This window comes from Williamsia sp. MIQD14, from assembly GCF_051025635.1.
GTDB lineage: Bacteria > Actinomycetota > Actinomycetes > Mycobacteriales > Mycobacteriaceae > Williamsia_A.
Genome location: NZ_JBPFDG010000001.1, coordinates 1,469,918 through 1,493,497, shown reverse-complemented (window position 1 = coordinate 1,493,497; position 23,580 = coordinate 1,469,918). Strand labels below are relative to the sequence as shown.

Here is a 23,580-nt window from a genome sequence, read left to right as displayed (position 1 = left end):
CGCGACATACCCTGCGGGCATCACAGGCGACCGACGAGGTATTGGACGTCGGTGCGACATCGCGGCACGGTGAAGTGGAACCAATTGCGATGGAAAGGAATTGACATGAAGGTGCTTCTCACCGGAGGCTCCGGCTACATCGGGCAGTCGATCATCGGCGAGCTCGTCCGGCAGGGCCACAGCGTGGAGGCGCTGGCCCGAAGCGAGCGCGCCGAAGGCGTCGTAAAGGCGCTCGGCGCCACCAGTGTCCGCGGCGGACTCGGCGACCTGGAGGTACTCAACCAGGCCGCGGCACGCGCCGAGGCGGTCATCCATCTGGCCCAGGCGACCGGCGGCGACGAGGATCTTGCCGCGGCGACGGCGATGCAGGACGGGATCGGCGCGGGGGTCTACATGCACACCGGCGGGAGCTGGGTCTACGGGAACACCGATGGCGTCGCGGACGAGACCGCGCCATGGAACCCGCCCGGCCTGGTCGCGTGGCGACGGCCCGTGGAGGACGCGGTGCTCGCCCGTGCGGCAACCGGCGGGCGGCCGGTCGTCGTCCGACCCGGTTTGCTCTACGGGGGCGACAACCGTCTGATCGAGGAGTTCTTCATCCGTCCGGGCAAGGCCGGCGGCGCACTCCCCTACATCGGTGACGGAGCCAACCACTGGGCGCTGATCCACGTCGACGATCTCGCGCGGCTCTACGTCGCCGCCCTGTCGGCGCCGGCAGCTTCGGTGTACCTCGGCGTCGGGGACGTCGCTCCGACCGCGAAGGAGGTCGTCGAGGCCTGCGCACGGGGAGTGGGACTGACAGACCAGACCGCCTCGATCACTCTCGACCAGGCCCGCACCGCCATGGGACCGGTTGCCGACGCCTTCGTCCTCGACCAGCAGTTCACCGCGGCCAGGGCGAAGACCGATCTCGGTTGGGCTCCCCGGCACAACGATCCCCTGGGAGAGTTCGCACGCGGTTGAGACAATGACGCCGGAGAAGGGGATGAGGTGAGCGATGGACGTCGATCTGCGCAAGCTCCGCTACTTCGTCGCGGTCGCCGACGAGCTCCATTTCGGCCGCGCTGCCGACCGTCTGCACATCGCACAACCGGTGTTGTCCCGCCAGATCCGCGCACTCGAGGACGAGTTACGTGTGGCGCTGTTCGACCGCGATCGTCGCGGGACCGCTCTCACACCGGCAGGTCGGCAACTTCTCATCGAGGCGCGCCCGCTGCTGACGTCGGCCGAGGCACTCACCCGCCGGGTGCGGGCCGCCGCCGACGGTGGCATCACCTTCACCATCGGTTTCATGCCGGGCATCACGCTCACAACGGTCGTGCAGGCGATGCGTGCCGAGCATTCGGACCTGACCACGAGGTTGCTCCGAACCGGGTGGGACGACCAGGTGGAGGTCCTGCACGACGGTCGCGCCGACGTCAGCATCGTGCGCCTGCCGATCGATCAGACGGGCCTCGAAATCCACCACCTGTTCACCGAGCCGAGAGTTGCCGTGGTGGCGGCGGATCATCCGCTGGCCGACCGTGACTCCGTGTCCATCGCCGACCTGGCGGACGAGCACCTCCTACAAGATCCCGACGCCGTCCCGGAGTGGCGAGAGGTGGCGGTCGAGATCCGAACGGGCTCGCGGCCTGCGATTCCGGCCATTCACAGCGTGGAGGAGAAGCTCGAACTCGTCGCCGACGGCACCGGCATCGCGGTACTCCCGGCGTCGACTGCCGGCTTCTACACGCGGCGCGGTGTGGTCGCACTCGCGGTCGACGACCTCGGGCCGAACCTCGTGGCACTCGCCTGTCCGACCGGGAGGCGCACACCGCTGGTCGACGACGTCATCGAGGTCGCGCGAGCTCTGCTTCCCGAATGAGACACCGTTGCGGTCGGCTGGCTTCGGAGTCGGTCAGGCTCCGCGACGTCCCGCCGCGGCCGGTTGGCGCGCGGTCCCGAACGTCATCGACTCGGTGATCTTGTCGCGCTTGGCGTCGATCGCGTCGAGGACCACGTTCGCGCGGACCGTCCACGGCTTGGCCGCGCTGGCCTTGGGCAGGGCACCCGCCGACCGGGCGACATAACCGCTCGACAGATCGACCATCGGGACGTCGGGGAGTTCCTTGCCACCCCGGTCGGGGTAGGCGTGGGTGTAGCCGTGGGAGTCCATGTAGTGCAGCAGATCTGCAACGGCCTTCGACGTGAGGTCGGCGCGCAGGGTCCACGAGGCGTTGGTGTAGCCGAACGTCCACGCGAAGTTGGGGACGCCTTCGAGCATCCGGCCCCGGTAGAGGAAACGCTCACCCGGGGTGACCTTCTCGCCGTCGACGGCCAAGCTGATCCCGCCGAACACCTGTAACTGCAGACCTGTGGCGGTGACGACGATGTCGGCGTCGAGGTGGTCGCCCGACGACAGCCGGATGCCGGTCTCGTCGAAGCTGTCGATCGTGTCGGTGACGATCCCGGCCTTGCCGGACTTGATGGCGCGGAACAGGTCTGCGTCGGGGACGACGCACAGCCGCTGATCCCACGGGTCGTAGGTCGGGTTGAAGTGCGTGTCGACGTCGAAGCCGTCGGGCAGGATCCGCTTGGCCAGCCCGCGCAGGCGCGCCCGCGCCGAGCCGGGGTAGCGGCGGCAGTAGAGGTAGAACGCCAGTGAGATACCCGCGTTCTTCCCGCGGATGATCTTGCTCGCGAGCGGCGCGGGCAGGCGCTTCTGCAGTGCGTGCGCGACCTTGTCGACCGAGGGCAACACGGTGATGTAGGTGGGCGACCGCTGCAGCATCGTCACGTGCTCGGCGTCGCGGGACATGCTGGGGATCAACGTGATCGCGGTGGCGCCGCTGCCGATCACGACGACCTTCTTGCCGGAGTAGTCGAGATCCTCGGGCCACTTCTGCGGGTGCACGACCTGACCGGCGAAGCGGTCGAGCCCCGCGAAGTCAGGCGTATAGCCGCCGTCGTAGTCGTAGTAGCCGGTGCACAGGTGGAAGAACCGCGCCTGGTAGGTGACGGGCTTGCCGTCGATCTCGGTCTCCACCGTCCACCGGTCGACGGTGGTGTCGAAATCGGCGGAGAGCACATGGACGCCGTAGCGGATCTTCTCGTCGATGCCGTAGTCGGCGGCGGCGTCGACGAGGTACTGCCGGATGTCGTCGCCGTCGGCGATGGACTTCTCGCCGTCCCACGGGCGGAACGGGTAGCTCAGCGTGTAGATGTCGCTGTCGGAGCGGACACCGGGATAGCGGAAGAGATCCCAGGTGCCGCCGATCGCCTCGCGGCGCTCGAGGATCGCGTAGCTCAGACCGGGGTTGCGTTCCTGCAGTCGGTACGCGGCGTCGATGCCCGAGAGTCCCGCACCGACGATCAGCACGTCACGGAACTCGACTGCTGAATCCGACCGGGTCTCGGACGTGCCTGCCTGGGTCATGATGATCCTCTCCGCATCGGAGCCGATCCGGCTGACGAGCCCACCGGACGCTTATTGACTCATCGACAATAACGCTCTTATTGACGAACCGTCAATAGCGGCGCAGCCGTTGATCTCAGCCTACGACGATCGCCGCGACCACCACCGCGGCGACGAACACGATGGCGACCACGTCGGCGATCCCCGGGCGACGATCGGCACGGGCCACCGACCCGATCCCCCCGCGGTTGTCCATCGCGGTGGCCACCTCGCGCGCACTCTGCACCGCCAGCGAACACGCGATGGGCATGCATGCCGACCACTGCTCGACCCGCTGCTGGGCCGACCGCTTCCCGGGCGTACGACGCTGACCGACCGTCTGCAGCAGCACCCGGAAGTCGGAGATCATGAACGGCAACAGCCGCAGCGCGACGGTCACCGCGACCGCCACGGGCTGCAGCGGGATACGCACCCGCCGCCCCCAGCCGACCAGCCGCTGCCCGAACGCGGGCACCTCGGCCATCGGTGTGGTCCAGCAGAAGACCAGCGACAGGTAGAACGACACGATCGTGATGGAGATCAGCACTCCCCATGTGCTGGCGCCGCCGAGGCCGAGCCGGACGTCGAACACCGTCACGAACGGGCGCCCACCGCCCATCGCCGTCACGAACCCGCCCAGACCCATCAGCACGAAGATCCACCACGGCAGCCGCGGCAGGGCGGCGACGGGGATCCGACCGGCGAGGGTCCACACCGCGGCGATGAGCACCGAGGCACCGACGGTGATCCAGCCCGGGTCGATCGCGAACATCAGCGCCGTCGCGACGATGGCGAACACCTTGCTGCCCACCCACAGTCGATGTGCCGGTGACGATCGGGGCAGGACGCGTCCCACCACACCCGCCATCGACGCCCGCGAGGGGCGCTTCTCCACCGTCGGTGGGCGCGGCGGCAGGACGGCGACGTCGATCGCACGGTCGGCGATCGCGCGCAGCTCGTTCAGGTCGTGGGTGACGATCACGAGCGTGGTGCCCGACGCACGCACTCGCTGCAGTGCCGCCACCATCGCGATCCTCGAGGCGTCGTCGAGTCCGGCGAGCGGCTCGTCGAGCACCAGCACACGGGGGCGGGCGGCGAGGAGCCCGGCCAGTGCGACCCGCCGCTGCTGTCCGACGCTGAGGTGGTCGACGCGCATCTCGGCCACCACCGACGGATCGAGACCCAACTCGCGCAACGACTCCCACACCAGTCGCCCGTTCGAGCGGTCGACACCGGCCGCGTCGCAGATGTCGTCGCGCACCCGTGAGCGCACCAGCGACAGTCGTGCGTACTGGTGGCCGAACAGTGCGCCGTCGCGGGTGTTGCGGACCGGCTCACCGTCGAGGAGGACCTCACCGGCGTCGGGCCGCTCGATCCCGGCGAGCAGGCGGGCCAGCGTCGACTTGCCTGCGCCGTTGGCGCCGGTGACGAGGACGGTCTGGCCGGGCGCGATGGTCATGTCGATGTCGGCCAGGACCTCACGATGCCACGGGGTACCGCTGTCGTGGGCGAATCGCAGGCCGGTTACGTCGAGGCGCCCGCCGCGAATCCAGTTGCGCCGGTTGCCCACAGGCGGTGTCGCGGGTTCGGTGTCGCCGCCGGGCACCACGATCGTCGAGTCGGCGGTCGCGATCTCGCGCAGATCGTGGGTCACATGCACCACCGCGGTGCCGCGCTCGGCGAGCGCGCGGTAGGTGGTCATCAACGCCTCACGCCCGGGGGCGTCGATCATCGCGGTGCTCTCGTCGCTCACCAGCAGCTGCGGGTCGCGGGCCAGGGCTCCGGCGATCGCGAGTCGTTGCAGCTGTCCCCCGGACAGCCGGGAGGTCTCGGCGTCGAGCGGAACATCGAGGCCCACGCGCTCGAGCAGGACGCGGGAGCGTTCGGAGGTCATGTCGGGTTCGCCCCAGGCGAGGTCGTCTCCGACCTGGAGCCCGAGCACGCTGGTCTCGGGCCGCTGACCGATGACGGCGGTGCCGCCGGGCGCACCGAGGCCGGGGTTGCCCGGGCGGATCACGACACCGGTCGTGGGCGCCCGGCCCGAGATGACGCGCGCAAGCGTCGATTTACCCGCTCCGTTGCGTCCGGCCACCGCGGTCATGCGGCCGGGCGGGATGTCGGCGTTCATGCCCCACACGGTGGGGGTGGTGGCGCCGGGGTGGGTGACCGACACGTCCCGCAGTTCCATCGGGACCGGTGCGATCCGGCCGGTCTCCTCCACCAGCACGTCGGCCGACGGCGGGCCCAGACGGCGGGCCAGCGATTCCGCGGGACGTTTGACGAAGAGATAGGTGAACAGTGCGGTGAAGACAACACCGACCAGTGTCGCCACGGGGATGGTGATCGGCCAGAACCGCAGGGCGTTCACCACCGCGCGGTCGACCTGCTCGACCTGGGTGGCGCCGGCGTTGCCGATGAGCCGTGCCGCACCGCCGACGCCGTTGCGGATGTTGTCGAAGACGAACTCGCGGTAGCTGGAGAACACCGCCAGGCCGGCGGTGGTCAGCGCCGCAGACGGGACGCCGAGCCCGACGATCGCCCCGACGACCACTGTCGGCGGCGACCACCGACGCCGCAGGGCGATGCCGGAGAAACATCCCGACAACGCGGCCGCGGCCACCATGTTCGCCGTGCCGTACCCACCGAAGAGCAACGCCACGATCCATCCGGTGACCCCGGCGAGGACACAGACCGACAGACGGCGTCGGAGACCGAGGACGGCGAACGGGATCGACGACACGAGGATCGCGGCACCCGCGATCGGCAGCACCCGGCTCAGCACGCAGATAGCGGCGGCCACGTCGGCGAGTGCCGCGGCCTCGGCGGCCTCGATCGCACTGATCCGCAACCGCCGGCGGTCGGTCGCGGGCTTGCCGCGCACCCGCGTCTTCTCCAGGACGGAACTCACGCCCACCGCCCTCTCATCGCTCACTCGTCATGTCCGTATCCAGGGTGCCAGAGCAGCGAAGCCCCACGTCGCGGACCGGGACGATGCCTGAGAGATCGGCCAGAGTCGGCGCGACGGCGCGACGCCCCCACCACGTCGAAGAACACGTTTCTGAGGAAATGCTGCGAGTTCGCGCACGCCGGCGACCACGACGTCGTCGGACGAGTACCTAGGCTGAGGGCGTGTCAGCCTCGATGTCCCCCATGCCCCGATGGGTCCCGGTCCTCCTCGGCGTGGTGACGGTGTCGGCCATCGTCGGCGGGGCGGTGTTCGCCGTCGGCGCACCGTCGCGTCCGATCGCGGCGCCGCAGGCCGCCGACCCCCGACCGGAGAAGGTGCAGTCCGCCCGCGATTCGCTGTCGGAGGCCAAACTGCTGTTCGGCTTCCTCACCGCGGCGGTGTCGGGCGGATCGGCGACGGTGACCACCCTGACCGACGGTGTCGGGCAGATCTTCGACGCGGTCGACACCGCCGGACGCGGATCGCAGCAGCTGGTGTCTGCGCTGGAGCAGGCGCCGTCGTTGGCGGCCGCCGGCGGGCAGGTGTCCCAGCTGACCGCGCGGGCATCGGGTGCCCTCGGCGAGGTGTCGCGGCTGTCCGACGCCGCGGCGCCGGTCGACGCGCTCGTCGACCGCATCGTCGCCGCGGTCGAGTCGAACGCCATCCCCGGAGCGCGGAGCAGCCTGCCCGCGTTGCGATCGCTGCAGAAGGCCACCGGCGATCTCACGTCGCAGTCGTCCGCGATCGCCGGACTGCAGCGGGCGTTGGCGGGGTTGGGGCCGGCCGCACGGTCGTCGGCGGGAACCGTCGATGCGAGCATCTCCTCCGCTCGTGCGTCGGCCGATCAACTCAGTGAGGGCTTCGCGACGCTGTCGGCCGCACGACCCCGCGTGGTCGAGGCGGCGGACTCGTTCACCAAGACCTTCGGGCAGCTGACCACCGTCCTGCAGACCATCGACAGCCGGATCGGTGCGGCGCAGGCCGATCTGGGGCCGAACGCCGCCATCACCCCACCGGAGTCGGTGCGGCAGACGCAGGTGGTCCTCGCACGCGACAACGCACCGCTGGTGGCGCGGTCGCTGCTGTGGGCCGGTGTCGCGGGTCTGATCACCCTGGTGGTGCTGGGCGGCGTCCCGACCGTTCTCGGATATCGGTCTCGCCGACGCGCGAAGGTCGTGGCGACCACCGAGGCCTGACCCCGCCGGCGACACGGGTGGGGGCCCACATCCGACCGCCTAGTGCGAGGCGGCATCCTCGCCGCCCGTGCCCGCGGAGTCGAAGGTGCCGTGCCGACCCGCGCCGGACACGAACCGACCCGCGCCCTGCGCCGTTCCGTTGACCAGCGACGTCGCGCCGTGGCGGGTTTCGTTGAGCAGTGCCTGGTCGAGCGAGAGTCCGTCCTGTTCGAGCATCGACATCCGATCCTCCCGCAGACAGGTCTGCGGGAACGCCGCGAGATCGCGTGCCAGCGACATCGCCGCGTCGAGCGCGGTGCCTGCCGGGGCCACGCGGTTGACCAGTCCGATGGCGTGGGCCTCGGCGGCGTCGACCGGACGGCCGGTGAGGATGAGGTCCATCGCGCGGCTCTCGCCGATGAGACGGGGCAGTCGAACGGTCCCGCCGTCGATCAGCGGCACCCCCCACCGTCGGCAGAAGACCCCGAGGGTCGCGTTCTCGTCGGCCACGCGGAGATCGGCCCAGAGGGCGAGTTCGAGGCCTCCGGCGACGGCGTATCCCTCGATCGCGGCGATCACCGGTTTGCCCAGCCGCATCCGTGAGACCCCCATCGGGGCGTCGCCGTCGGGCGCGAACCGGTTGATGCGCTCCGGGTCGCCGGCGGCGATGGCGCCGAGATCGGCTCCCGCACAGAACGTGCCGCCCAGACCGTGCAGGATCGCGACGGCGGCGGACTCGTCGGCGTCGAACTCACGGAACGCCGCCGCGAGGGCCTCGGCGGTCGGACGGTCGACCGCATTGCGCACCTCGGGGCGGTCGATGGCGATGACGGTCACCGGACCGTCGCGACGCACCTGCACCAGCTCGGACATGGGTCGACCCTAGACCTGCGCGGTCCGGGCCCGGCCCGGTCAGGCCCGGCGATAGTGTTGCGACGATGAGCGACCGTGAGAACAGTGACGGGGCGAACCTGACGACCCCGACCGAGGGCGGCGACCGTCCCGCCGGATGGCGTGACGACTGGGCCGCCGGCCCACCGATGTCGGCGGTCGGCAACCGCACCCCGCCCGACGCGCTCGACTACCCGACGCTGACCTACGAGGTCACCGGCCGCGTCGCGCGGATCACCTTCAACCGACCCGCACACGGCAACGCGATCACCTCCGACACCCCGCGCGACATCGCCGCGGCCGTCGAGCACGCCGATCTCGACCCCCGCGTGCACGTGATCCTGCTGTCGGGGCGCGGCAAGGGATTCTGCGGTGGCTACGACCTCGGCATGTTCGCCGAGCGCTGGCAGGACCCCGGCGCCGACGAGTCGCGGACGTCGGTGCACGAGGTGGGCGTCGACGGCACCGTCCTCGACCCGCTGGTGCAGGCGACCAACCACAACCCGGCCGGTCAGTGGGACCCGATGGTGGACTTCGCCATGATGAGTCGCAACGGCCGCGGGTTCTCCAGCCTGCTGCACGCGAACAAGCCGGTGGTGGCCAAGCTGCACGGCTTCTGCATCGCGGGCGGCACCGACATCGCCCTGCACTGCGACCAGATCATCACCGCCGACGACGTCCGCATCGGATACCCGCCGGTGCGCGTATGGGGTGTGCCCTCGACGGGCCTGTGGGCCCATCGGATCGGTGACCAACGCGCCAAGCGGATGCTGTTCACCGGCGACAGCATCGACGGGAAGACCGCGCTCGACTGGGGTCTCGCGGTGGAATCGGCACCGGCCGACCGTCTCGACGAGGTGGTCGAGGACTACGTCGCCCGCATCGCACAGATGCCGATCAACCAGTTGATGATGGTCAAGCTCGCCCTCAACAGCGCACTGCTGTCGCAGGGAGTGACCAACTCGGCCATGATCAGCACCGTCTTCGACGGGGTGTCGCGACACACGCGCGAGGGATATGCATTCCAGACCCGTTCGGCGACATCGGGGTTCAAACAAGCAGTGCGGGAGCGCGACGAGCCGTTCGGCGATCACAAGAAGGGGTGACGTGAGCATCGTGCGGGAGGGGGGCCGCAGCTACGGGGGCGAGACGCCGGTGGCGCGGGATGAACGACGGCGGCGACAGCTGCTCGATGCGGGCCTGTCGATCTTCGGTTCGGTGGGCTTCCGCGCGGCCACCGTGCGGGGACTGTGCCGCGAGGCCCGCGTGGCCGATCGCTATTTCTACGAACAGTTCCCGTCCCTCGAGGACCTGTTGCTCGCGGTGTACGCGGAGTGCGTCGACCGGATGATGACCGCGGTCGTCGACCAGCTCGCCGCCCTGCCCGCCGACGCCCACACCGTCACCCGGGCCAGCCACGGCCTCGACGCGTTCTTCCGCGTCACCCAGAACCCGTTGCTCGCGCGCGTGGTGTGGCTCGAGGTCCTCGGGGTGAGTCCGCGGGTCGACCGCCTCTACCTCGACACCCTCCACCGGTTCGGCGACCTGTTGCTGTCGCAGATGCGCGCCGACCAGCAACCTCCCATCGACGACGCCGAGCGCCGCGTGCTCGCGACCGCGGCCGTCGGCGGCATCCGACAGACGGGCACCGCCTGGTTGATCGACGGGTACACGACCGACCGACAGGTGCTGGTGGCGGCCTCGACCCGCTTCCTGGTCGCCATCGCGGAGTCGGATCGCTGATCGACATCTTCTTCGCCCGCGGAGCGCCGATGCGCTAATCTGATGACGCTTGTCATCGGATGAAGGGCGTGCGACATGGCGGGGATCGACCACGACTGGGTCGTCATCGGATCGGGGTTCGGCGGCAGCGTCGCAGCCCTGCGGCTGGTGGAGAAGGGCTACGACGTGACCGTCCTGGAGAAGGGGCGACGGTACGCCGACGCCGATTTCGCCACGAGCGCCTGGCAGGTCGGCAAACTGCTGTGGGCACCGTTCGCGGGCCTGCGCGGCATCATGGCGATGACCCCGTTCTCGCACGTCACCGTCATCAGCGGGGTGGGTGTGGGCGGCGGTTCGCTGGTCTACGGCAACACCCTCTATGTCCCGCACTCCGACGATTTCTACCGGCATCCGCAGTGGTCGGATCTCGCCGACTGGCGGACCGCGCTCGCCCCGCACTTCGCGACCGCCCAGCGGATGCTCGGCGTCACGACGTTCGTCGGCGACGGCCCCAGCGAAAGCCTCATGCGCGACATCGCCGCCGACCTCGGCGCGAGCGACCGCATCCACACCACCGAGGTCGGCGTGTTCCTCGGTGAACCCGGTGTCCGCGTCCCCGACCCCTACTTCGACGGCGCCGGCCCTGATCGCGACGGATGCATCCGGTGCGGCCAGTGCATGCTCGGCTGCCGCCACAACGCCAAGAACACCCTGGTGAAGAACTACCTGTATCTGGCCGAGCGTCTCGGGGCCCGGGTGGAGCCCGAGCGCACCGTCGTCGACATCCGTCCGATCGGCGCCGCCGACGGATCCGACGGCTACGAGGTCACCACCGTCCGTTCGGGCGGCATCGCGCGTCGCGACCGACAGACCATCCGCACGCGGGGTGTGGTGATGGCGGGCGGCGCGCTGGGCACCAACCTGCTGCTGCGCACCCTGCGCGACCGCGGGAGCCTGCCCCGACTGAGTGACCGGTTGGGCCACCTCGTGCGCACCAACAGCGAGGCCATCGTCGCGGTCACGTCGAACGACCCGAAGGCCGACCTGCGCAGCGACATCGCCATCACCACGAGCATCCATCCCGACGAGCACACGCACTTCACCAACAACACCTACGGCCTCGGCGGGAACGCCATGGGCCTCACGTTCGGTCCGCTCACCGGCGGTCGCCTGCGGGTGGGACAGTTCGTGCTCGCGATGCTCACCCGTCCGCTGCGCTGGCTGAGCCCCACGCGACTGTCGGGGTGGTCGAAGCGGTCGGTCGTGTTCACCATCATGCAGAGCACCGACACCGCGCTCCGACTGCGACGACGGAACCGGTTCAGCCGCATCGACACCGCGGTCGGAGACGGCGACCCTCCGCTCGGCGACCTCCCGATCGCCCGCACGATCGCTGCGTCGGCGGTCCGCCACATCGGCGGCGGCGGATACGGTTCCACCGCCGTCACCGAATCGCTGCTGGCACGCCCAACCACCGCCCACATCCTGGGTGGCGCCGTCATCGCCGACTCACCCGCACGCGGTGTCGTGGACCGCCACCGCCGCGCCTTCGGCTACGAGAACCTGCTCATCACCGACGGCTCGACCGTGCCCGCGAACGCGGGTGTGAACCCCAGCCTCACCATCACCGCGATGGCCGAGGAGGCGATGTCACATGTGCCGCAGAAGAATCCGACTGGTTCCTCGGCCTCCCGCCCCACCGCGATGACCACGAGATGAGTGGCCGCGGGTCCTGGATACGTGCGGGCCGGCACGCGGTGGTGACCGGTGGATCTTCGGGTCTGGGACTCGAGATCAGCCGCCAGTTGGTCGAACGCGGTGTCGGGGTCACCATCCTCGCGCGCGACGAGGCGAAGTTGGCGGCGGCGGCGGAGACCCTGCGCGCCGAGGTCACCGACGCCGCCGTGCGCACCCTGTCGGTCGACGTCTCCGATCCCGACGCGCTCGTGGAGGCCTTCGGCCGCCTCGCCGCCGATCATCCGATCGACGTGGTGATCAACTCCGCGGGCATCATGCGCGAGGGCTACTTCGAGACACTGCCCGCCTCGGCGTTCACCGATGTCATGGACATCAACTTCTTCGGCACCGTGAACACCATTCGAGCTGTGCTGCCACATCTCCCGCATCCCGGCGGGCGGATCGTGAACATCGCCTCCCTGGCGGGCCTCACCGGCGTCTTCGGGTACACGCCGTACTGCGCCGCGAAGCATGCGCTCGTCGGTTTCACGAACGCGCTCCGATTCGAGATGGAACCGCAGGGTATCGGGGTCCACCTGATCTGCCCCGGCGAGTTCGACTCCCCTCTCGTGGAGGCACTCGACGCCACCCGGACGCCCGAGAACCGTGCGCACACGTTGACGATTCCGAAGGTGCCGGTGGAGACGATCGCGCGGGAGACGTTGGCGGCGTTGGACTCCGGGCGTGATCAGGTCATCCCGGGACGACTGCCCGCACTGGTCTCCGCCGGTCAACGGCTGCTCCCCGCCGCCGGCAAACTGGTGGGTAGACGCAAGGTGGCGCAGGTCTACCGAGGTCCCGAACGCCACTAGTCAGCGGAGTTTCCCGCCCAGCGGGAACACCTGCCGACTCCGCGGCGCAACGCTCAGGCCGACTTCTTGGCCGCGGCCTTCTTGGCGGGCGCCTTCTTCGCAGGTGCCTTCTTCGCGGCGGCCTTGCGGGGCGCGGCTTTCTTGGCCGGGGCCTTCTTCGCGGGCGCCTTCTCGTCGGAACCCGCATCGTCGGCCGACGAATCATCCGAGCCACCACGGTTCTTCACCGACGCGCGCAACGCGGCGAGCAGATCGGCCACCTCGGAGTCGTCATCGCCGGTGTCGTCGGACTCGGTGGCCGGGAACGCCTCGGTGCCCTCGGCTTTCGCCTCGATCAGCTTGCTGAGCTCGAGTTGGTAGGTGTCCTCGTACTCCGACGGCTCGAAATCGCCTGCCATGGTGTCGATCAACGACTGCGCCATCTCGAGTTCCTGCGGGCGGATCGTCGGTTCGTCCTCGAGCGCCGGGAAATCGGCCTTGCGGACCTCGTCGGGCCACAGCAGCGTCTGCAGGGTCATCACGTTGTCGACCACCCGGAGTGCCGCGAGCCGGGTCCGGTTGCGCAACGTGAACGTCACGACGGCGACGCGATCGCTGTCGGCGAGCGCCTGCCGCAGCAGCACGTACGCCTTCGGCGACTTCGACGCCGGCTCCAGGTAGTAGGGCTTGTCGTAGTAGATGGGGTCGATCTGCTCGCGCGGCACGAATCCGGTGATCGAGATCTCGGGGCTCTTCTGTACCGGCAACTCGGCGAGGTCGGATTTGGTGAGGATCACCGTCTCGCCGCTGTCGCTCTCGTAGGCGTTGGCGATGTCGGAGAACTCGACCTCGGTGTCGGTGCCCTCGCGGACCTTGCGGTAGCGGATGCGGGTGCCGTCCTTCGCGTCGACCTGGTGCGACGTGCGATCGTGCGACTCCGTGGCCGAGTACACCTTGACCGGTACGTTGACCAGGCCAAAGCTCAGATCGCCTTTCCAGATCGAGCGCATGGGGATCATTGTGCCGACCTCGGGGGCCGTGCGCAGCCCCCTGGCCCGTGTCGATGCAGATCAGTGACCCGACGAGGCGGCCGTCGGTTCGGACCCGACGTCGCTGTCGACCAGGGACAGCGCCAGTCGCGGGCAGGCCCTCACCGCTCGCCGTGCCCGGCCAGAGGCGTCGCGCGGCACCTCCGGTCGACCGTCGCGCCCCACCGGGAATCCCCATTCGTCGCGGTCGAACACCTCGGGCACCAGTTCGGCACACAGTCCCCGCCCGTCGCAGGCGGTCCAGTCGATGTGGAATGCGGTCATGAGCGGTGTCCTCCCGTTGTGCCAGTCGCGCTCCCGTCTGGGCCGATCTCGTCTCGGAACACCGCGAGCGCGGACCGCACCATGTGGGCGGTGCCGTCGGGGTGGCTGCACGCCCCGCGACCGTCGATGGTGTCGGCGAGGGTGATCGCGCGGCGTGCTGCGTGCGCTCCCGCACCGGCGGCGACGGCCGTCATCGCCTCGGCCAGGGCGGGCATCCCGAACCGGCACGGCCCGCACTGCCCCGCACTCTCCTGCGCGAGGTGGCAGACGATGTCGGCGACGACGGGCAGACCACGCTCGCCGCGCAGCAGGTACGAGAACACCCCGGCGCCGGGTGTCGCGCCGGCGTCCGACAGCGACCGGGCCGACAGGGCCAGGCGTGGCACCGCCCGACCGTCGACCCAGGTGCCGTGGAAGCCACCGATCAGGACCGCACGCAGATCGGTGGGGTCGACGGCGACCCTGCGCAACAGCACCGCGAGTGGGGTGCCCAGATCGGTCTCGACGACACCGTCGATCCCGGCGCGACTCGACAGCGTGACCAGGGCGGTCCCGGGTTCGGCGGCGGTGCCGCGGCCCCGGAACCAGGCGGCGCCGTTGCGGGCGACGAGCGCGACGTGGGCGAGGGTCTCCACGTTCTGCACCAGCGTGGGGAGGCCGCCGACGCCGCGCACCGCGCTCGGGACCACCCGGTGGCGGGGCAGTCCCGGACCGCCGGAGAGCAGGTCGACGATGGCCGTGGTCTCACCGTCGACGAAGCGTCCTGCGGTCGCGGTCACGGTGACGGGTGTGCGATCCCACCCCGCGGCGGCGCGGTCGCCGACGATCGCCGCGAGTTCGTCGACCCGGTGTGCGGGTACACACAGATGAGCGGCCTGCGCGCCGACCGCCTCGGCGACCGCGGCGAGACCGTCGAGCACCAGGTGCGGCGACTGGTGCAGCAGTACCGCGTCCTTTCCGCTGAGCGGCTCACCCTCCGCGCCGTTGGCGACGACGATCGGGCGGTGACGACGCCGGGCGGCCTGCGCGGTGGCCGCGATCTTGCGGGCCACCGGGAACGCCGCGCCGCCACGGCCGGTGAGGCCGGCTGCGTCGATCATGCCGATGAGGTCGTGGCCGACCAGTGCCCTGGGCCCGTAGATCTCGTGATGGCGCTCGAGTGAACCCCCGGCGCCGGTCAGCACCCTGTCGCCGGAACGGTCGGGCCCTGCCGGTCCGTGTCGCGACGGACGGTTCTCGGTGATCGCGGTCATGTGGTCGCCACCTCTCGTGGTCGGGAGAAATCGGTGAAACGGGGATGACGTCGCATGCCCACGGCGACGAGTACGGCGGCGACACAGCACCCGGTGATGACCCACATCCACGGCGCGCCGCTGTCGCTGCCGGCGCCCAGTCCGTGCACGACGGCGATCGGCCACAGTCCGTAGGCCACCCAGTGGATGGCACGGAATGCTCTCTGCCCGATACGATGTCGCACCAGAGCGCTGACGACCAGCACCATTGTGAGGTCGAGGGTCAGCGTGCCCAGTCCCACCCAGAACCACTCGTACGCGCCTCCGAAGGGGACGACCACGTCGACGAGATCGAGCTGTGCGTACGGGTCGACGACGAGAGTCGTGACATGCACCGCGATGAGCGATGTCGCGGCGAGGGAGGCGAACTGGTGCAGCGACATCACCCCGAATCGGGGCAGCCCGGCGACGCCGCGGCCCGACCGCGTCGCGATGCCGAGCACCATCGACACCGTCAGCATCATCAGGGCGGTGACACCGGTCCCCCGGCCCAGCGCCCAGAGGGCCTCGTCGGTCACGCCGCCATCTCCGCGTCCCGCGGCCAGCCACCCGTTCCGATGACGGTCCCGTCGGCGGCGACGAGACGTGCGGGCAGTCCGGTCGATTCGATCCACCGCTGTCCCGCAGCGCCTTTGACGATCGCGCCGGTGGACAGGGTGTTCGCGTCGACGCATCGTCGGGCGACGACGGTGACCGTGCGCCACTGCCCCGAGGCCGGTTGGCCCGTGCTGGGGTCGACGATGTGGTGGACGGTGCGGCCACGGTGGTTCCACTGGCGCCGCAGCGTGCTGGAGGTGGCGACGGCGCAGTCGCCGACGAGTCCGATCTGCGTGGCGGGTTCGGATCCCCCCGCTACGGGGAGGTCCTGGACCAGGATCTGCCACCCGCCGGCCGGCGCCTGTCCGCGTGCGCTGATGTCGCCGCCGAGGTTCACCATGGCGCCACAACCGATCTCGTCGGCGATGACGTCCGCGGCGAGATCGGCGGCCACCGCCTTGGCCGTCGCCCCGAGGTCGAGGAGCACACCCTCGGGAACGGTGAGGGTGTCGGCGTGGCGGCGGATCATCGTGTGATCGGCCTCGTGCACAGCCACGCTGGGTCCCGCGGTCAGACCGCTCGCGCGGTCGGCGAGGACGTCGGCGAAGTCGCGGTCGTACCCGAGCGCGATCAGGCGGCGGCCGATGGTGGGGTCGACGGCGCCGTCGGAGGCGCGGGCGGCGTCGAGCGCGGCGTCGACGAGGGTCGCGAGCACCGGGGTGATCCGGGTCGGGCGTCCGCGCCGGATCGATCGTCCGTAGAGCTCGGCGTCGGGACGGAAGCGGCTGCAGGCGGCGTCGACATCGGCGAGCACCGCGTCGACGATCGCGCGGGCCTCGCCCAGACGGGCGGGGTCGGTGACGACCAGCGACGCCTCGAGCCCCCACACCGGCCAGGTCGAGGTCGCCGTCTCGGAGGTTGTCATGTCAGGACCCATTCGTCTGGCCGTGGGTGTCACCCGAGCCGGCGGTGACCGTGGGTGCCGTGTCGTAGGACGAGCTGCCGGAGGAGTCCGTCCCCGTCGAATCCGATCCGGTCGAGTCGGTGGTGCCCGTCGTCGATCCGGTCGAGGTCGTGTCCGTCGTGCCGGTGTCGGTCGTCGTCGAGGTCGTGCTGGTCGTCGAGGTGGTGGTCGACCCCGTGTCGGCGTAGGCCAGACCCGAGGTGATGCCGACGGCGGCGAGTGCGCTCGCCGCGAGGGCTCCGGCCGCCCATCGTGCTCGTCGGATCCCGCGTTGCGGTGTGTTCACGGCTGACTCCTTCACGTCTCGCGGCGAGGTGTCTCATCGGTCACCTCGCCGGTGTGATGACCAGCATCGGAGTCGAACCTGGGAGGTCGCTGCGACCGCGCTGCGAAAGGCGTCGGAACAACGGGCGGGTGGGGGTCGTTGCCCCACACAGCAGTTTTGTCCACGAAATCTCAAGGAGCTTCACCGTCATGACCTCGCAGCAGTCCGCCCGACGCATCGTTCTCGCCGCCCGCCCCCACGGCGAGCCGAAGGACTCCGACGTTCGATTCGAGGAGTTCACGCTGCCGGAGCTGCGTGAGGGCCAGGTGCTGCTGCAGACACTCGACCTCTCGCTCGACCCCTACATGCGCGGTCGTATGAGTGCGGCGAAGTCATACGCACCGCCGGTCGAGATCGACGCCCCGATGGTCGGCGCGACCGTCTCGCGGGTGCTGGCATCGCGCGATTCCGGAGTGGCCGAGGGCGACGTCGTCCTCGGCTACGGGGGATGGCAGACCCATTCGGTCGAATTCGCCAAGCATCTCCGCACGCTCGACAAGGATTCGACGATCCCCCACACCACCGCCCTCGGCGTGCTCGGCATGCCCGGCTTCACCGCCTACTCGGGTCTGCTGACCATCGGCCGCCCGCAGCCCGGCGAGACCGTCGTCGTCGCTGCCGCCACCGGGCCCGTGGGTTCCGCGGTCGGCCAGATCGCGAAGATCAAGGGCGCCCGCGCCGTCGGCATCGCGGGCGGGCCCGACAAGGTCGCCTACCTGCGCGACGAACTCGGCTTCGACGCCGCGATCGACCACCGCGCCGATGATTTCGCCGATCAGCTGGCGGCGGCGACGGGTGACGGCATCGACGTCTACTTCGAGAACGTGGGCGGCAAGGTGTTCGACGCCGTCCTTCCCCGCATGAACACCTACGGCCGAATCCCGTTGTGTGGCTTGGTCGCCAACTACAACCTCACCTCGCTCCCCGAGGGTCCCGACCGCAGCGGCGCACTGATGGGCTCCATCCTCACCAAGAGCCTCGACGTTCGCGGCTTCATCCAGACCGAGTTCGTCGCCGACCAGCAGGAGACGTTCCTGCGCGAGGCATCGCAGTGGGTCGCCGACGGTTCACTGAAGTACCTCGAGCATGTCGTCGACGGCTTCGACAACACCCTCGACGCGTTCCGCGACATGTTGGCGGGCCGCAGCTTCGGCAAGACCGTGGTCCACGTCACCGACTGACGCCCTGACGGGTCAGGCTTGCCTGCACTTGCTGGAAATCCCTGCGCGCGAACGGTTCAATAGCCCGCATGTCGGAGACAGAACCGGTTCAGCACAGCGCCGAGCCACACGCTGCGGGTACCGGCGGCAAGCTCAACTGGTTGCGCGCAGGGGTGTTGGGGGCCAACGACGGCATCGTGTCGACCGCGGGCATCGTCATCGGTGTCGCCGCGGCGACCGCCGAGCGTGAACCCATCTTCACCGCCGGCGTGGCCGGTCTGGCCGCGGGCGCGGTGTCCATGGCGCTCGGCGAGTACGTGTCGGTGAGCACCCAACGCGACACGGAGAAGGCACTTCTCGACAAGGAGCGCGACGAACTGGCCGAGCAGCCGCAGGAGGAACTCGAGGAGCTCGCGGCGATCTACGAGGCGAAGGGACTCACGGCCGAGACCGCGTGGCAGGTCGCGACCGAGCTCACCGAGAACGACGCCTTCGCCGCGCACGTCGACGCCGAACTCGGTATCGATCCCGACGATCTCACCAGTCCGTGGCAGGCGGCGATCTCGTCGGCCATCTCGTTCACCACGGGTGCGGTGCTGCCGCTGCTGGCGATCCTGCTGACGCCGGCACATCTGCGGATCCCCGTCACGTTCCTCGTGGTGGCCGCGGCGCTCGCGCTGGCCGGGTTCATCAGCGCGACGATCGGTGAGGCGCACCGCTCACGGGCGATCCTGCGGGTGACCGTCGGCGGCATCATCGCCATGGTGGTGACGTACGCGATCGGACGACTCGTCGGCGGCGTCGTCGTCTGAGCGGAGTCCTCGGGTTCTTCGTTAGGTTGGGTCACATGAGCTACGAGCACGCCGACACCATCGACATCGACGCCTCCCCCGACACCGTCTACGCGGTGGTGTCCGACGTGACCCGGACGGGCGAGTGGAGCCCGATCTGCACCGGGTGCTGGTGGGACAGCGGCGACGAGCCCGGCCCCGACGGTCCTCGCGTGGGTGCGTGGTTCACCGGCCGCAACCAGACGTCGACGCGTACCTGGGACACCCGCTCGCTGGTCGACGTGGCCGAGCCCGGACGCGAGTTCGCCTGGCTCGTGAGCGGGAAGTTGGTCCGGTGGTCGTACTCGCTGGAGCCCGTGGGTGCGGGTACGCGCCTCACCGAGTCGTGGCAGTTCCGTGACGACGGCATCGCCTACTTCCACGAGAAGTACGGCGACGAGGCGCAGGCGCAGATCACCGACCGTGTCGAGGCCGCCAACTCCGGCATCCCCGTGACCCTCGAGAGGATCAAGGCCGTCATCGAGGCCGCGAAGGCCTGATCACGCGTTCCGGATGCTCAGAAGTACTGGGTCGAATCGACGATCACGGCGATGAGTCCGGCTATCGCCACGATGACGATGATCGTGGTGATGACCAGCACGACCACGGTCGTCGGTGAGAAACGACGCGGCGTCTCCTGCCGCTTGTCGGACCCCAGCGAGGTGGACTCGTAGGCCGGCGGCGTCGCACCGGGATCGACGCCACCACCATCCTGCAGGTCGGAATCGGGACGGCGTGCGGGTTCGGTGTCGGACATCGACAACTCCTCGGGTGACGGGCGGTTCGTCGGACTCCGCCGACGGTTCTTCGACACTCGCCCCGAGCTGGACGCGCACCTCCCAGTCTCCACGTTTTCCGCCGGAGGGGCGGTGACGACCGGGTCACAGCGGTCCCTCGGCGCCATCGACGACCACCCCGAATCCACGGATGCGACAAAAACGTACATATTGTCATCGCTAGAGACGTATGGTTCTGTGATGTCACCCCGACATGGATTTCAGCGAAGGCGGTTGTCGTCATGAGTGTTCTCGACCAGGTGATCACCAGAGCCCAGGCCAAGGCCCAGGCAGTGGTGCCGATGGAGCGTCAGATCCAGGCACTGCACCTGTTCCAGCGCGCGAAGAAGCGTGTGGTCGGCGACGACCAGCCGCACTTCACCGAGTCCGAGATCCCCGATGTGGCGGATCTCGACCTGACCCAGATCGACGTCGGCAACCCGTTCCTGTGGCGCCAGCAGCAGTGGCAGCCGTACTTCGCGCGACTGCGCGACGAGGCGCCGGTGCACTACCAGGCGAACAGCGAGTTCGGCCCCTACTGGTCGGTCACCCGGTACGACGACATCGTGCAGGTCGACAAGGACTTCGAGACCTTCTCCGCCGAACCGCAGATCATCCTCGGCTCTCCACCCGAGGGACTCGACATCGAGATGTTCATCGCGATGGATCCCCCGCGCCACGACCAACAGCGCGGTGCCGTGCAGGGCGTCGTCGCCCCGCAGAACCTCGAGGAGATGGAGGCGCTGATCCGGGAGCGGGTCCAGGAGGTCCTCGACGAGCTGCCGACCGACGAGCCCTTCGACTGGGTCGACCGGGTCAGCATCGAGCTGACCTCGCGCATGCTCGCGACGCTGCTGGACTTCCCCTACGACGAGCGTCGCAAGCTCGTGGAGTGGACCGATCTGGTCGCCGCCAGCGCGTCGGCGACCGGCGGGTCCACCGACACCGACGCCGCGTACCGGGCGGCGGCCGAGGCGGCGAAGAGCTTCAGCGCCCTCTGGCACGACAAGGCGGCCCGCCGCAACGCCGGCGAGAAGCCCGGGTACGACCTCATCACGCTGATGCAGATGTCCGAGGACACCAAGGACCTCATCGAGCGCCCGATGGAGTTCCTCGGCAACATCGTGCTCCTCGTCATCGGCGGCAACGACACGACGCGTAACTCCATGACCGGTGGACTGTTGGCGCTCAACCAGTTCCCCGAGCAGTTCGACCGCCTCCGGCAGGATCCCGGGCTCGTCCCCAAGATGGTCCACGAGATCCTGCGGTGGCAGACGCCGCTGGCCTACATGCGTCGGATCGCCACGCGCGACACCGTCCTGAACGGCCAGTTCATCCGCAAGGGCGACAAGGTCGTGATGTGGTACGCCTCGGCGAACCGGGACGAGCGGACGTTCGCCGATCCCGACGACTTCATCATCGATCGCCGGAATGCCCGTCACCACTTGGCATTCGGCATCGGTACGCACCGCTGCATGGGCAGCCGACTGGCCGAGCTGCAACTGCGGATCCTGTGGGAGGAGCTGCTCGCCCGATTCGACGACATCGAGGTGCTCGCCGAACCCGAACGCGTGCAGTCGAACTTCGTGCGCGGGTACAGCTCCATGATGGTGACCGTCACCCCGAAGGGCGGCGAGCGACGCGAGCACGGCACCTACCGTGCGGAGCACCTGGAGCGCCGCCGGCGCGAGGCGGCCACCCCCCGGGTTGCAGCCGGCCCCGCCCCGACCGCACCGTCACGTCCGTCCGGCGCACGGCGCACCGCGGTGACGACGCTCGATCTCCAGGTGGCGCACCGACGCACGGCCGCCGACGGCGTCGTCGAGCTCACCCTCACCGACCCCACGGGCGGTCCGTTACCCGAATGGGCTCCCGGCGCGCACGCCGAACTCCTGCTGCGGTCGGGACTGACCAGGCACTACTCGCTCTGCGGCGACGCCGCCGACCGGTCGTCGTGGAAGGTCGCGGTCCTGCGCGAACCGGACGGCCGTGGCGGATCGGCCTACGTCCACGACGAGCTCGCCGAGGGGGCGACCCTCAAGGTGAAGGGTCCGAACAACCACTTCGCGCTGGTGGACTCACCGCGGTACCTGTTCGTCGCCGGCGGCATCGGCATCACCCCGATCCGCACCATGATCGCCGCCGCGCAGGCGCAGGGGGCGACGTGGGAACTGGTCTACGTCGGCAAGTCCCGCTCGACGATGGCGTTCCTCGACGAGTTCGACGGCAAGGACCGGGTGACGGTGTGGGCCAAGGACGAACGCGGCGAGCGCTTCGACCTCGACGCGCTTCTCGGTGAGCCCCGGCCCGACACCCTCGTCTACTGCTGCGGCCCCGACGTACTCCTGGACGCCGTCGAGGAGAGGTGCGCCGTCTGGCCTGCCGAGAGCCTGCACCTGGAACGGTTCGCACCCAAGGCGGTCGAGGCCCCCGAGGGTGCACTCGACTCCTTCGAGGTCGAATGCGTCGACTCCGGTGTGACGGTCACCGTGCCCGCGGGGACGTCCATGTTCGAGGCGGTGGAGGAGGCAGGTGTCGACGTGATGGGGTCGTGCATGGAGGGCATCTGTGGCACCTGTCAGGCCGAGGTCCTCGACGGGAACCCGGATCATCGCGACTCCGTGTTGACGCGGGCCGAACGGGAACGCGGGGACTCGGTGATGCTCTGCGTCTCGAGGTCCCTGTCGTCGAAGCTCGTGCTCGACCTGTAGCCGGATCGCCTCAGGCGAACCCGCGGACCACCAGGTCGATGCGGCGTACCGCCTCGTCCACGTCGACCGTGGGTTGCAGGAGGTGGCTCATCGTCAGTCGCACCACGGAATCGACCAGGCCTTCGGGCACCGTGTCGCCCAGGAGCGACTCGAGGGCGCTGGTCGCCTGACCGAGCACGGCGTCGGGGTTGACGGTGAGCAGTGCGAGCAGGCCGGAGTCGTGCCCCGGCCGGAGGACGGCTGCGAGTGCGGCATTGGACCGACCGTGTTCCAGGACATTCCGCACCGCCGCGGACACCCCGTTCTCGAAGTCGTCGGGATGCGCCGCGAGGCCGGCGGACACGCGCTCCAGGAAGCGATCGACCTCTCGGTGCACCACCGCGTTGCCGAGCTCTTCTCTGGTCCCCACCTCTTTGTAGAGGCTCTGCCTCGGGACGCCGGAGCGCTTGGCGACCGCGGTCATACTCAGGCTGTCCCAGCCCTGATCGGTGATGATCTCCACCGAGGCGTCGAGCACCCGCTCGAGACGCAGAGCACGCATCTCGGCGTAGAAATCGGGCGCGCTCACGGACCGAGCCTAGAGCAGGCCGTGACCCGGGCGCGTCACGGACGGGACGGGCGGGACACACGATGGTGTCGTGTGCGGCGTTCTACGCCAGCGCGAGGAACAACTTCTCGAGTTGCGCCTCGGTCATCGGCTCACGGACGCCGTCGGCGTTGTCCGTCATGCACTCCCGCAGTCCGGTGGCCACGATCTTGAATCCCGCGCGGTCGAGGGCCTTGGAGACCGCGGCGAGCTGAGTCACCACGTCCTTGCAGTCGCGTCCGTCCTCGATCATGGCGATCACGCCGCCCAACTGCCCCTGGGCACGCCGTAAACGGTTCAGTACCTGCGCGATTGCGTCGTCGTCGCCGATCATGGGAGTCCTTCCGGTCGAAGAGACCAGCCTACCCCCGGGGGCATGATGCACCCGGG

Annotated in this window: 23 protein-coding genes; 11 read left to right on the top strand and 12 right to left on the bottom strand. The window is 69.5% G+C overall.

Translation table 11 applies throughout. The annotated features are described in order from the left end of the window. Positions 1-105: 105 nt before the first annotated feature. The gene (locus tag ACQ7HM_RS06615) at positions 106-963 is read left to right on the top strand and encodes an NAD-dependent epimerase/dehydratase family protein (RefSeq protein ID WP_434215411.1); all 858 of its coding nucleotides are present in this window, start codon (positions 106-108) and stop codon (positions 961-963) included. A 34-nt stretch (positions 964-997) separates the two neighbouring features. Then, a complete protein-coding gene (locus ACQ7HM_RS06610) occupies positions 998-1,864 on the top strand; it encodes a LysR family transcriptional regulator (protein ID WP_434215410.1) in 867 nt (288 codons plus the stop codon). Between the two features lie 33 nt (positions 1,865-1,897). On the opposite strand, the gene ACQ7HM_RS06605 is transcribed toward ACQ7HM_RS06610, so the two are convergent. Both ACQ7HM_RS06605 and ACQ7HM_RS06600 read right to left on the bottom strand, forming a co-directional pair. Next, complete coding sequence (locus tag ACQ7HM_RS06605; RefSeq protein ID WP_434215409.1) at positions 1,898-3,415, bottom strand: flavin-containing monooxygenase; 1,518 nt, start codon at positions 3,413-3,415, stop codon at positions 1,898-1,900. Positions 3,416-3,530: 115 nt separating this feature from the next. Continuing rightward, positions 3,531-6,341, bottom strand: coding sequence for a DUF2232 domain-containing protein (locus tag ACQ7HM_RS06600; RefSeq protein WP_434215408.1), 2,811 nt, complete (start codon positions 6,339-6,341; stop codon positions 3,531-3,533). Positions 6,342-6,562: 221 nt separating this feature from the next. Between ACQ7HM_RS06600 and ACQ7HM_RS06595 the strand changes: the two genes are divergently transcribed. Then, the gene (locus ACQ7HM_RS06595) at positions 6,563-7,576 is read left to right on the top strand and encodes a hypothetical protein (protein WP_434215407.1); all 1,014 of its coding nucleotides are present in this window, start codon (positions 6,563-6,565) and stop codon (positions 7,574-7,576) included. 39 nt (positions 7,577-7,615) lie between these two features. On the opposite strand, the gene ACQ7HM_RS06590 is transcribed toward ACQ7HM_RS06595, so the two are convergent. Further along, positions 7,616-8,428: a crotonase/enoyl-CoA hydratase family protein gene (locus ACQ7HM_RS06590; RefSeq protein ID WP_434215406.1), complete on the bottom strand. Its 813-nt coding sequence runs from the start codon at positions 8,426-8,428 to the stop codon at positions 7,616-7,618. Positions 8,429-8,493: 65 nt separating this feature from the next. On the opposite strand from ACQ7HM_RS06590, the gene ACQ7HM_RS06585 reads away from it, so the two are divergent. The 4 genes from ACQ7HM_RS06585 to ACQ7HM_RS06570 all read left to right on the top strand — a co-directional run bounded on the left by ACQ7HM_RS06585 (position 8,494) and on the right by ACQ7HM_RS06570 (position 12,717). Further along, on the top strand, positions 8,494-9,552 hold the full coding sequence (locus ACQ7HM_RS06585) for a crotonase/enoyl-CoA hydratase family protein (RefSeq protein ID WP_434215405.1): 1,059 nt from the start codon (positions 8,494-8,496) through the stop codon (positions 9,550-9,552). Position 9,553: 1 nt separating this feature from the next. Next, complete coding sequence (locus ACQ7HM_RS06580; RefSeq protein ID WP_434215404.1) at positions 9,554-10,189, top strand: TetR/AcrR family transcriptional regulator; 636 nt, start codon at positions 9,554-9,556, stop codon at positions 10,187-10,189. 75 nt (positions 10,190-10,264) lie between these two features. Beyond that, a complete protein-coding gene (locus tag ACQ7HM_RS06575; protein WP_434215403.1) occupies positions 10,265-11,887 on the top strand; it encodes an FAD-dependent oxidoreductase in 1,623 nt (540 codons plus the stop codon). A gap of 41 nt (positions 11,888-11,928) precedes the next feature. Further along, complete coding sequence (locus tag ACQ7HM_RS06570; RefSeq protein ID WP_434215402.1) at positions 11,929-12,717, top strand: SDR family NAD(P)-dependent oxidoreductase; 789 nt, start codon at positions 11,929-11,931, stop codon at positions 12,715-12,717. Between the two features lie 53 nt (positions 12,718-12,770). On the opposite strand, the gene ACQ7HM_RS06565 is transcribed toward ACQ7HM_RS06570, so the two are convergent. The 6 genes from ACQ7HM_RS06565 to ACQ7HM_RS06540 are packed head-to-tail and all read right to left on the bottom strand — an operon-like array spanning position 12,771 to position 17,088. Further along, a complete protein-coding gene (locus ACQ7HM_RS06565; protein ID WP_434215401.1) occupies positions 12,771-13,715 on the bottom strand; it encodes a Ku protein in 945 nt (314 codons plus the stop codon). Positions 13,716-13,766: 51 nt separating this feature from the next. Further along, positions 13,767-14,009 carry a ferredoxin gene (locus ACQ7HM_RS06560; protein WP_434215400.1) on the bottom strand — a complete coding sequence of 81 codons (243 nt, stop codon included), beginning with the start codon at positions 14,007-14,009 and terminating at the stop codon, positions 13,767-13,769. Next, a complete protein-coding gene (locus ACQ7HM_RS06555) occupies positions 14,006-15,262 on the bottom strand; it encodes an NADH-ubiquinone oxidoreductase-F iron-sulfur binding region domain-containing protein (protein ID WP_434215399.1) in 1,257 nt (418 codons plus the stop codon). Before ACQ7HM_RS06555 ends, ACQ7HM_RS06560 begins: the two co-directional genes overlap by 4 nt. Then, positions 15,259-15,819 carry a ferric reductase-like transmembrane domain-containing protein gene (locus ACQ7HM_RS06550; protein ID WP_434215398.1) on the bottom strand — a complete coding sequence of 187 codons (561 nt, stop codon included), beginning with the start codon at positions 15,817-15,819 and terminating at the stop codon, positions 15,259-15,261. The genes ACQ7HM_RS06555 and ACQ7HM_RS06550 overlap by 4 nt, the downstream gene beginning before the upstream one ends. Continuing rightward, positions 15,816-16,763, bottom strand: a complete 948-nt coding sequence (locus tag ACQ7HM_RS06545; protein ID WP_434215397.1) for an FAD:protein FMN transferase — start codon at positions 16,761-16,763, stop codon at positions 15,816-15,818. Before ACQ7HM_RS06545 ends, ACQ7HM_RS06550 begins: the two co-directional genes overlap by 4 nt. Position 16,764: 1 nt before the next feature. Continuing rightward, a complete protein-coding gene (locus ACQ7HM_RS06540; protein WP_434215396.1) occupies positions 16,765-17,088 on the bottom strand; it encodes a hypothetical protein in 324 nt (107 codons plus the stop codon). A 188-nt stretch (positions 17,089-17,276) separates the two neighbouring features. On the opposite strand from ACQ7HM_RS06540, the gene ACQ7HM_RS06535 reads away from it, so the two are divergent. The 3 genes from ACQ7HM_RS06535 (at position 17,277) to ACQ7HM_RS06525 (ending at position 19,617) form a co-directional block, all read left to right on the top strand. Beyond that, entirely contained in the window at positions 17,277-18,308 is a 1,032-nt protein-coding gene (locus ACQ7HM_RS06535; RefSeq protein WP_434215395.1) for an NADP-dependent oxidoreductase, read from the top strand. 68 nt (positions 18,309-18,376) lie between these two features. After that, the gene (locus ACQ7HM_RS06530; RefSeq protein WP_434215394.1) at positions 18,377-19,099 is read left to right on the top strand and encodes a VIT1/CCC1 transporter family protein; all 723 of its coding nucleotides are present in this window, start codon (positions 18,377-18,379) and stop codon (positions 19,097-19,099) included. Positions 19,100-19,134: 35 nt separating this feature from the next. Next, the gene (locus ACQ7HM_RS06525) at positions 19,135-19,617 is read left to right on the top strand and encodes an SRPBCC family protein (protein ID WP_434215393.1); all 483 of its coding nucleotides are present in this window, start codon (positions 19,135-19,137) and stop codon (positions 19,615-19,617) included. A gap of 17 nt (positions 19,618-19,634) precedes the next feature. On the opposite strand, the gene ACQ7HM_RS06520 is transcribed toward ACQ7HM_RS06525, so the two are convergent. Next, a complete protein-coding gene (locus ACQ7HM_RS06520; RefSeq protein WP_434215392.1) occupies positions 19,635-19,874 on the bottom strand; it encodes a DUF6480 family protein in 240 nt (79 codons plus the stop codon). A 261-nt stretch (positions 19,875-20,135) separates the two neighbouring features. Here ACQ7HM_RS06520 and ACQ7HM_RS06515 point away from each other — a divergent pair, with 261 nt between their 5' ends. Continuing rightward, positions 20,136-22,604, top strand: a complete 2,469-nt coding sequence (locus ACQ7HM_RS06515) for a cytochrome P450/oxidoreductase (protein WP_434215391.1) — start codon at positions 20,136-20,138, stop codon at positions 22,602-22,604. Positions 22,605-22,614: 10 nt separating this feature from the next. Here ACQ7HM_RS06515 and ACQ7HM_RS06510 read toward each other — a convergent pair whose 3' ends face one another. Together ACQ7HM_RS06510 and ACQ7HM_RS06505 are read right to left on the bottom strand one after the other, a co-directional pair. Beyond that, on the bottom strand, positions 22,615-23,172 hold the full coding sequence (locus tag ACQ7HM_RS06510) for a TetR family transcriptional regulator (protein WP_434215390.1): 558 nt from the start codon (positions 23,170-23,172) through the stop codon (positions 22,615-22,617). A gap of 82 nt (positions 23,173-23,254) precedes the next feature. Next, positions 23,255-23,524 (bottom strand): metal-sensitive transcriptional regulator, encoded by a 270-nt coding sequence (locus ACQ7HM_RS06505; RefSeq protein WP_434215389.1) that lies wholly within the window; start codon positions 23,522-23,524, stop codon positions 23,255-23,257. Positions 23,525-23,580: the final 56 nt, after the last annotated feature.

Bases quoted from the DNA above. Each gene is read 5' to 3' on its own strand.
- ACQ7HM_RS06615 (WP_434215411.1), top strand. From the start codon at position 106: ATGAAGGTGCTTCTCACCGGAGGCTCCGGCTACATCGGGCAGTCGATC.
- ACQ7HM_RS06610 (WP_434215410.1), top strand. From the start codon at position 998: ATGGACGTCGATCTGCGCAAGCTCCGCTACTTCGTCGCGGTCGCCGAC.
- ACQ7HM_RS06605 (WP_434215409.1), bottom strand. From the start codon at position 3,415: ATGACCCAGGCAGGCACGTCCGAGACCCGGTCGGATTCAGCAGTCGAG.
- ACQ7HM_RS06590 (WP_434215406.1), bottom strand. From the start codon at position 8,428: ATGTCCGAGCTGGTGCAGGTGCGTCGCGACGGTCCGGTGACCGTCATC.
- ACQ7HM_RS06585 (WP_434215405.1), top strand. From the start codon at position 8,494: ATGAGCGACCGTGAGAACAGTGACGGGGCGAACCTGACGACCCCGACC.
- ACQ7HM_RS06575 (WP_434215403.1), top strand. From the start codon at position 10,265: ATGGCGGGGATCGACCACGACTGGGTCGTCATCGGATCGGGGTTCGGC.
- ACQ7HM_RS06565 (WP_434215401.1), bottom strand. From the start codon at position 13,715: ATGATCCCCATGCGCTCGATCTGGAAAGGCGATCTGAGCTTTGGCCTG.
- ACQ7HM_RS06560 (WP_434215400.1), bottom strand. From the start codon at position 14,009: ATGACCGCATTCCACATCGACTGGACCGCCTGCGACGGGCGGGGACTG.
- ACQ7HM_RS06555 (WP_434215399.1), bottom strand. From the start codon at position 15,262: ATGACCGCGATCACCGAGAACCGTCCGTCGCGACACGGACCGGCAGGG.
- ACQ7HM_RS06545 (WP_434215397.1), bottom strand. From the start codon at position 16,763: ATGACAACCTCCGAGACGGCGACCTCGACCTGGCCGGTGTGGGGGCTC.
- ACQ7HM_RS06535 (WP_434215395.1), top strand. From the start codon at position 17,277: ATGACCTCGCAGCAGTCCGCCCGACGCATCGTTCTCGCCGCCCGCCCC.
- ACQ7HM_RS06530 (WP_434215394.1), top strand. From the start codon at position 18,377: ATGTCGGAGACAGAACCGGTTCAGCACAGCGCCGAGCCACACGCTGCG.
- ACQ7HM_RS06525 (WP_434215393.1), top strand. From the start codon at position 19,135: ATGAGCTACGAGCACGCCGACACCATCGACATCGACGCCTCCCCCGAC.
- ACQ7HM_RS06520 (WP_434215392.1), bottom strand. From the start codon at position 19,874: ATGTCCGACACCGAACCCGCACGCCGTCCCGATTCCGACCTGCAGGAT.
- ACQ7HM_RS06515 (WP_434215391.1), top strand. From the start codon at position 20,136: ATGAGTGTTCTCGACCAGGTGATCACCAGAGCCCAGGCCAAGGCCCAG.
- ACQ7HM_RS06505 (WP_434215389.1), bottom strand. From the start codon at position 23,524: ATGATCGGCGACGACGACGCAATCGCGCAGGTACTGAACCGTTTACGG.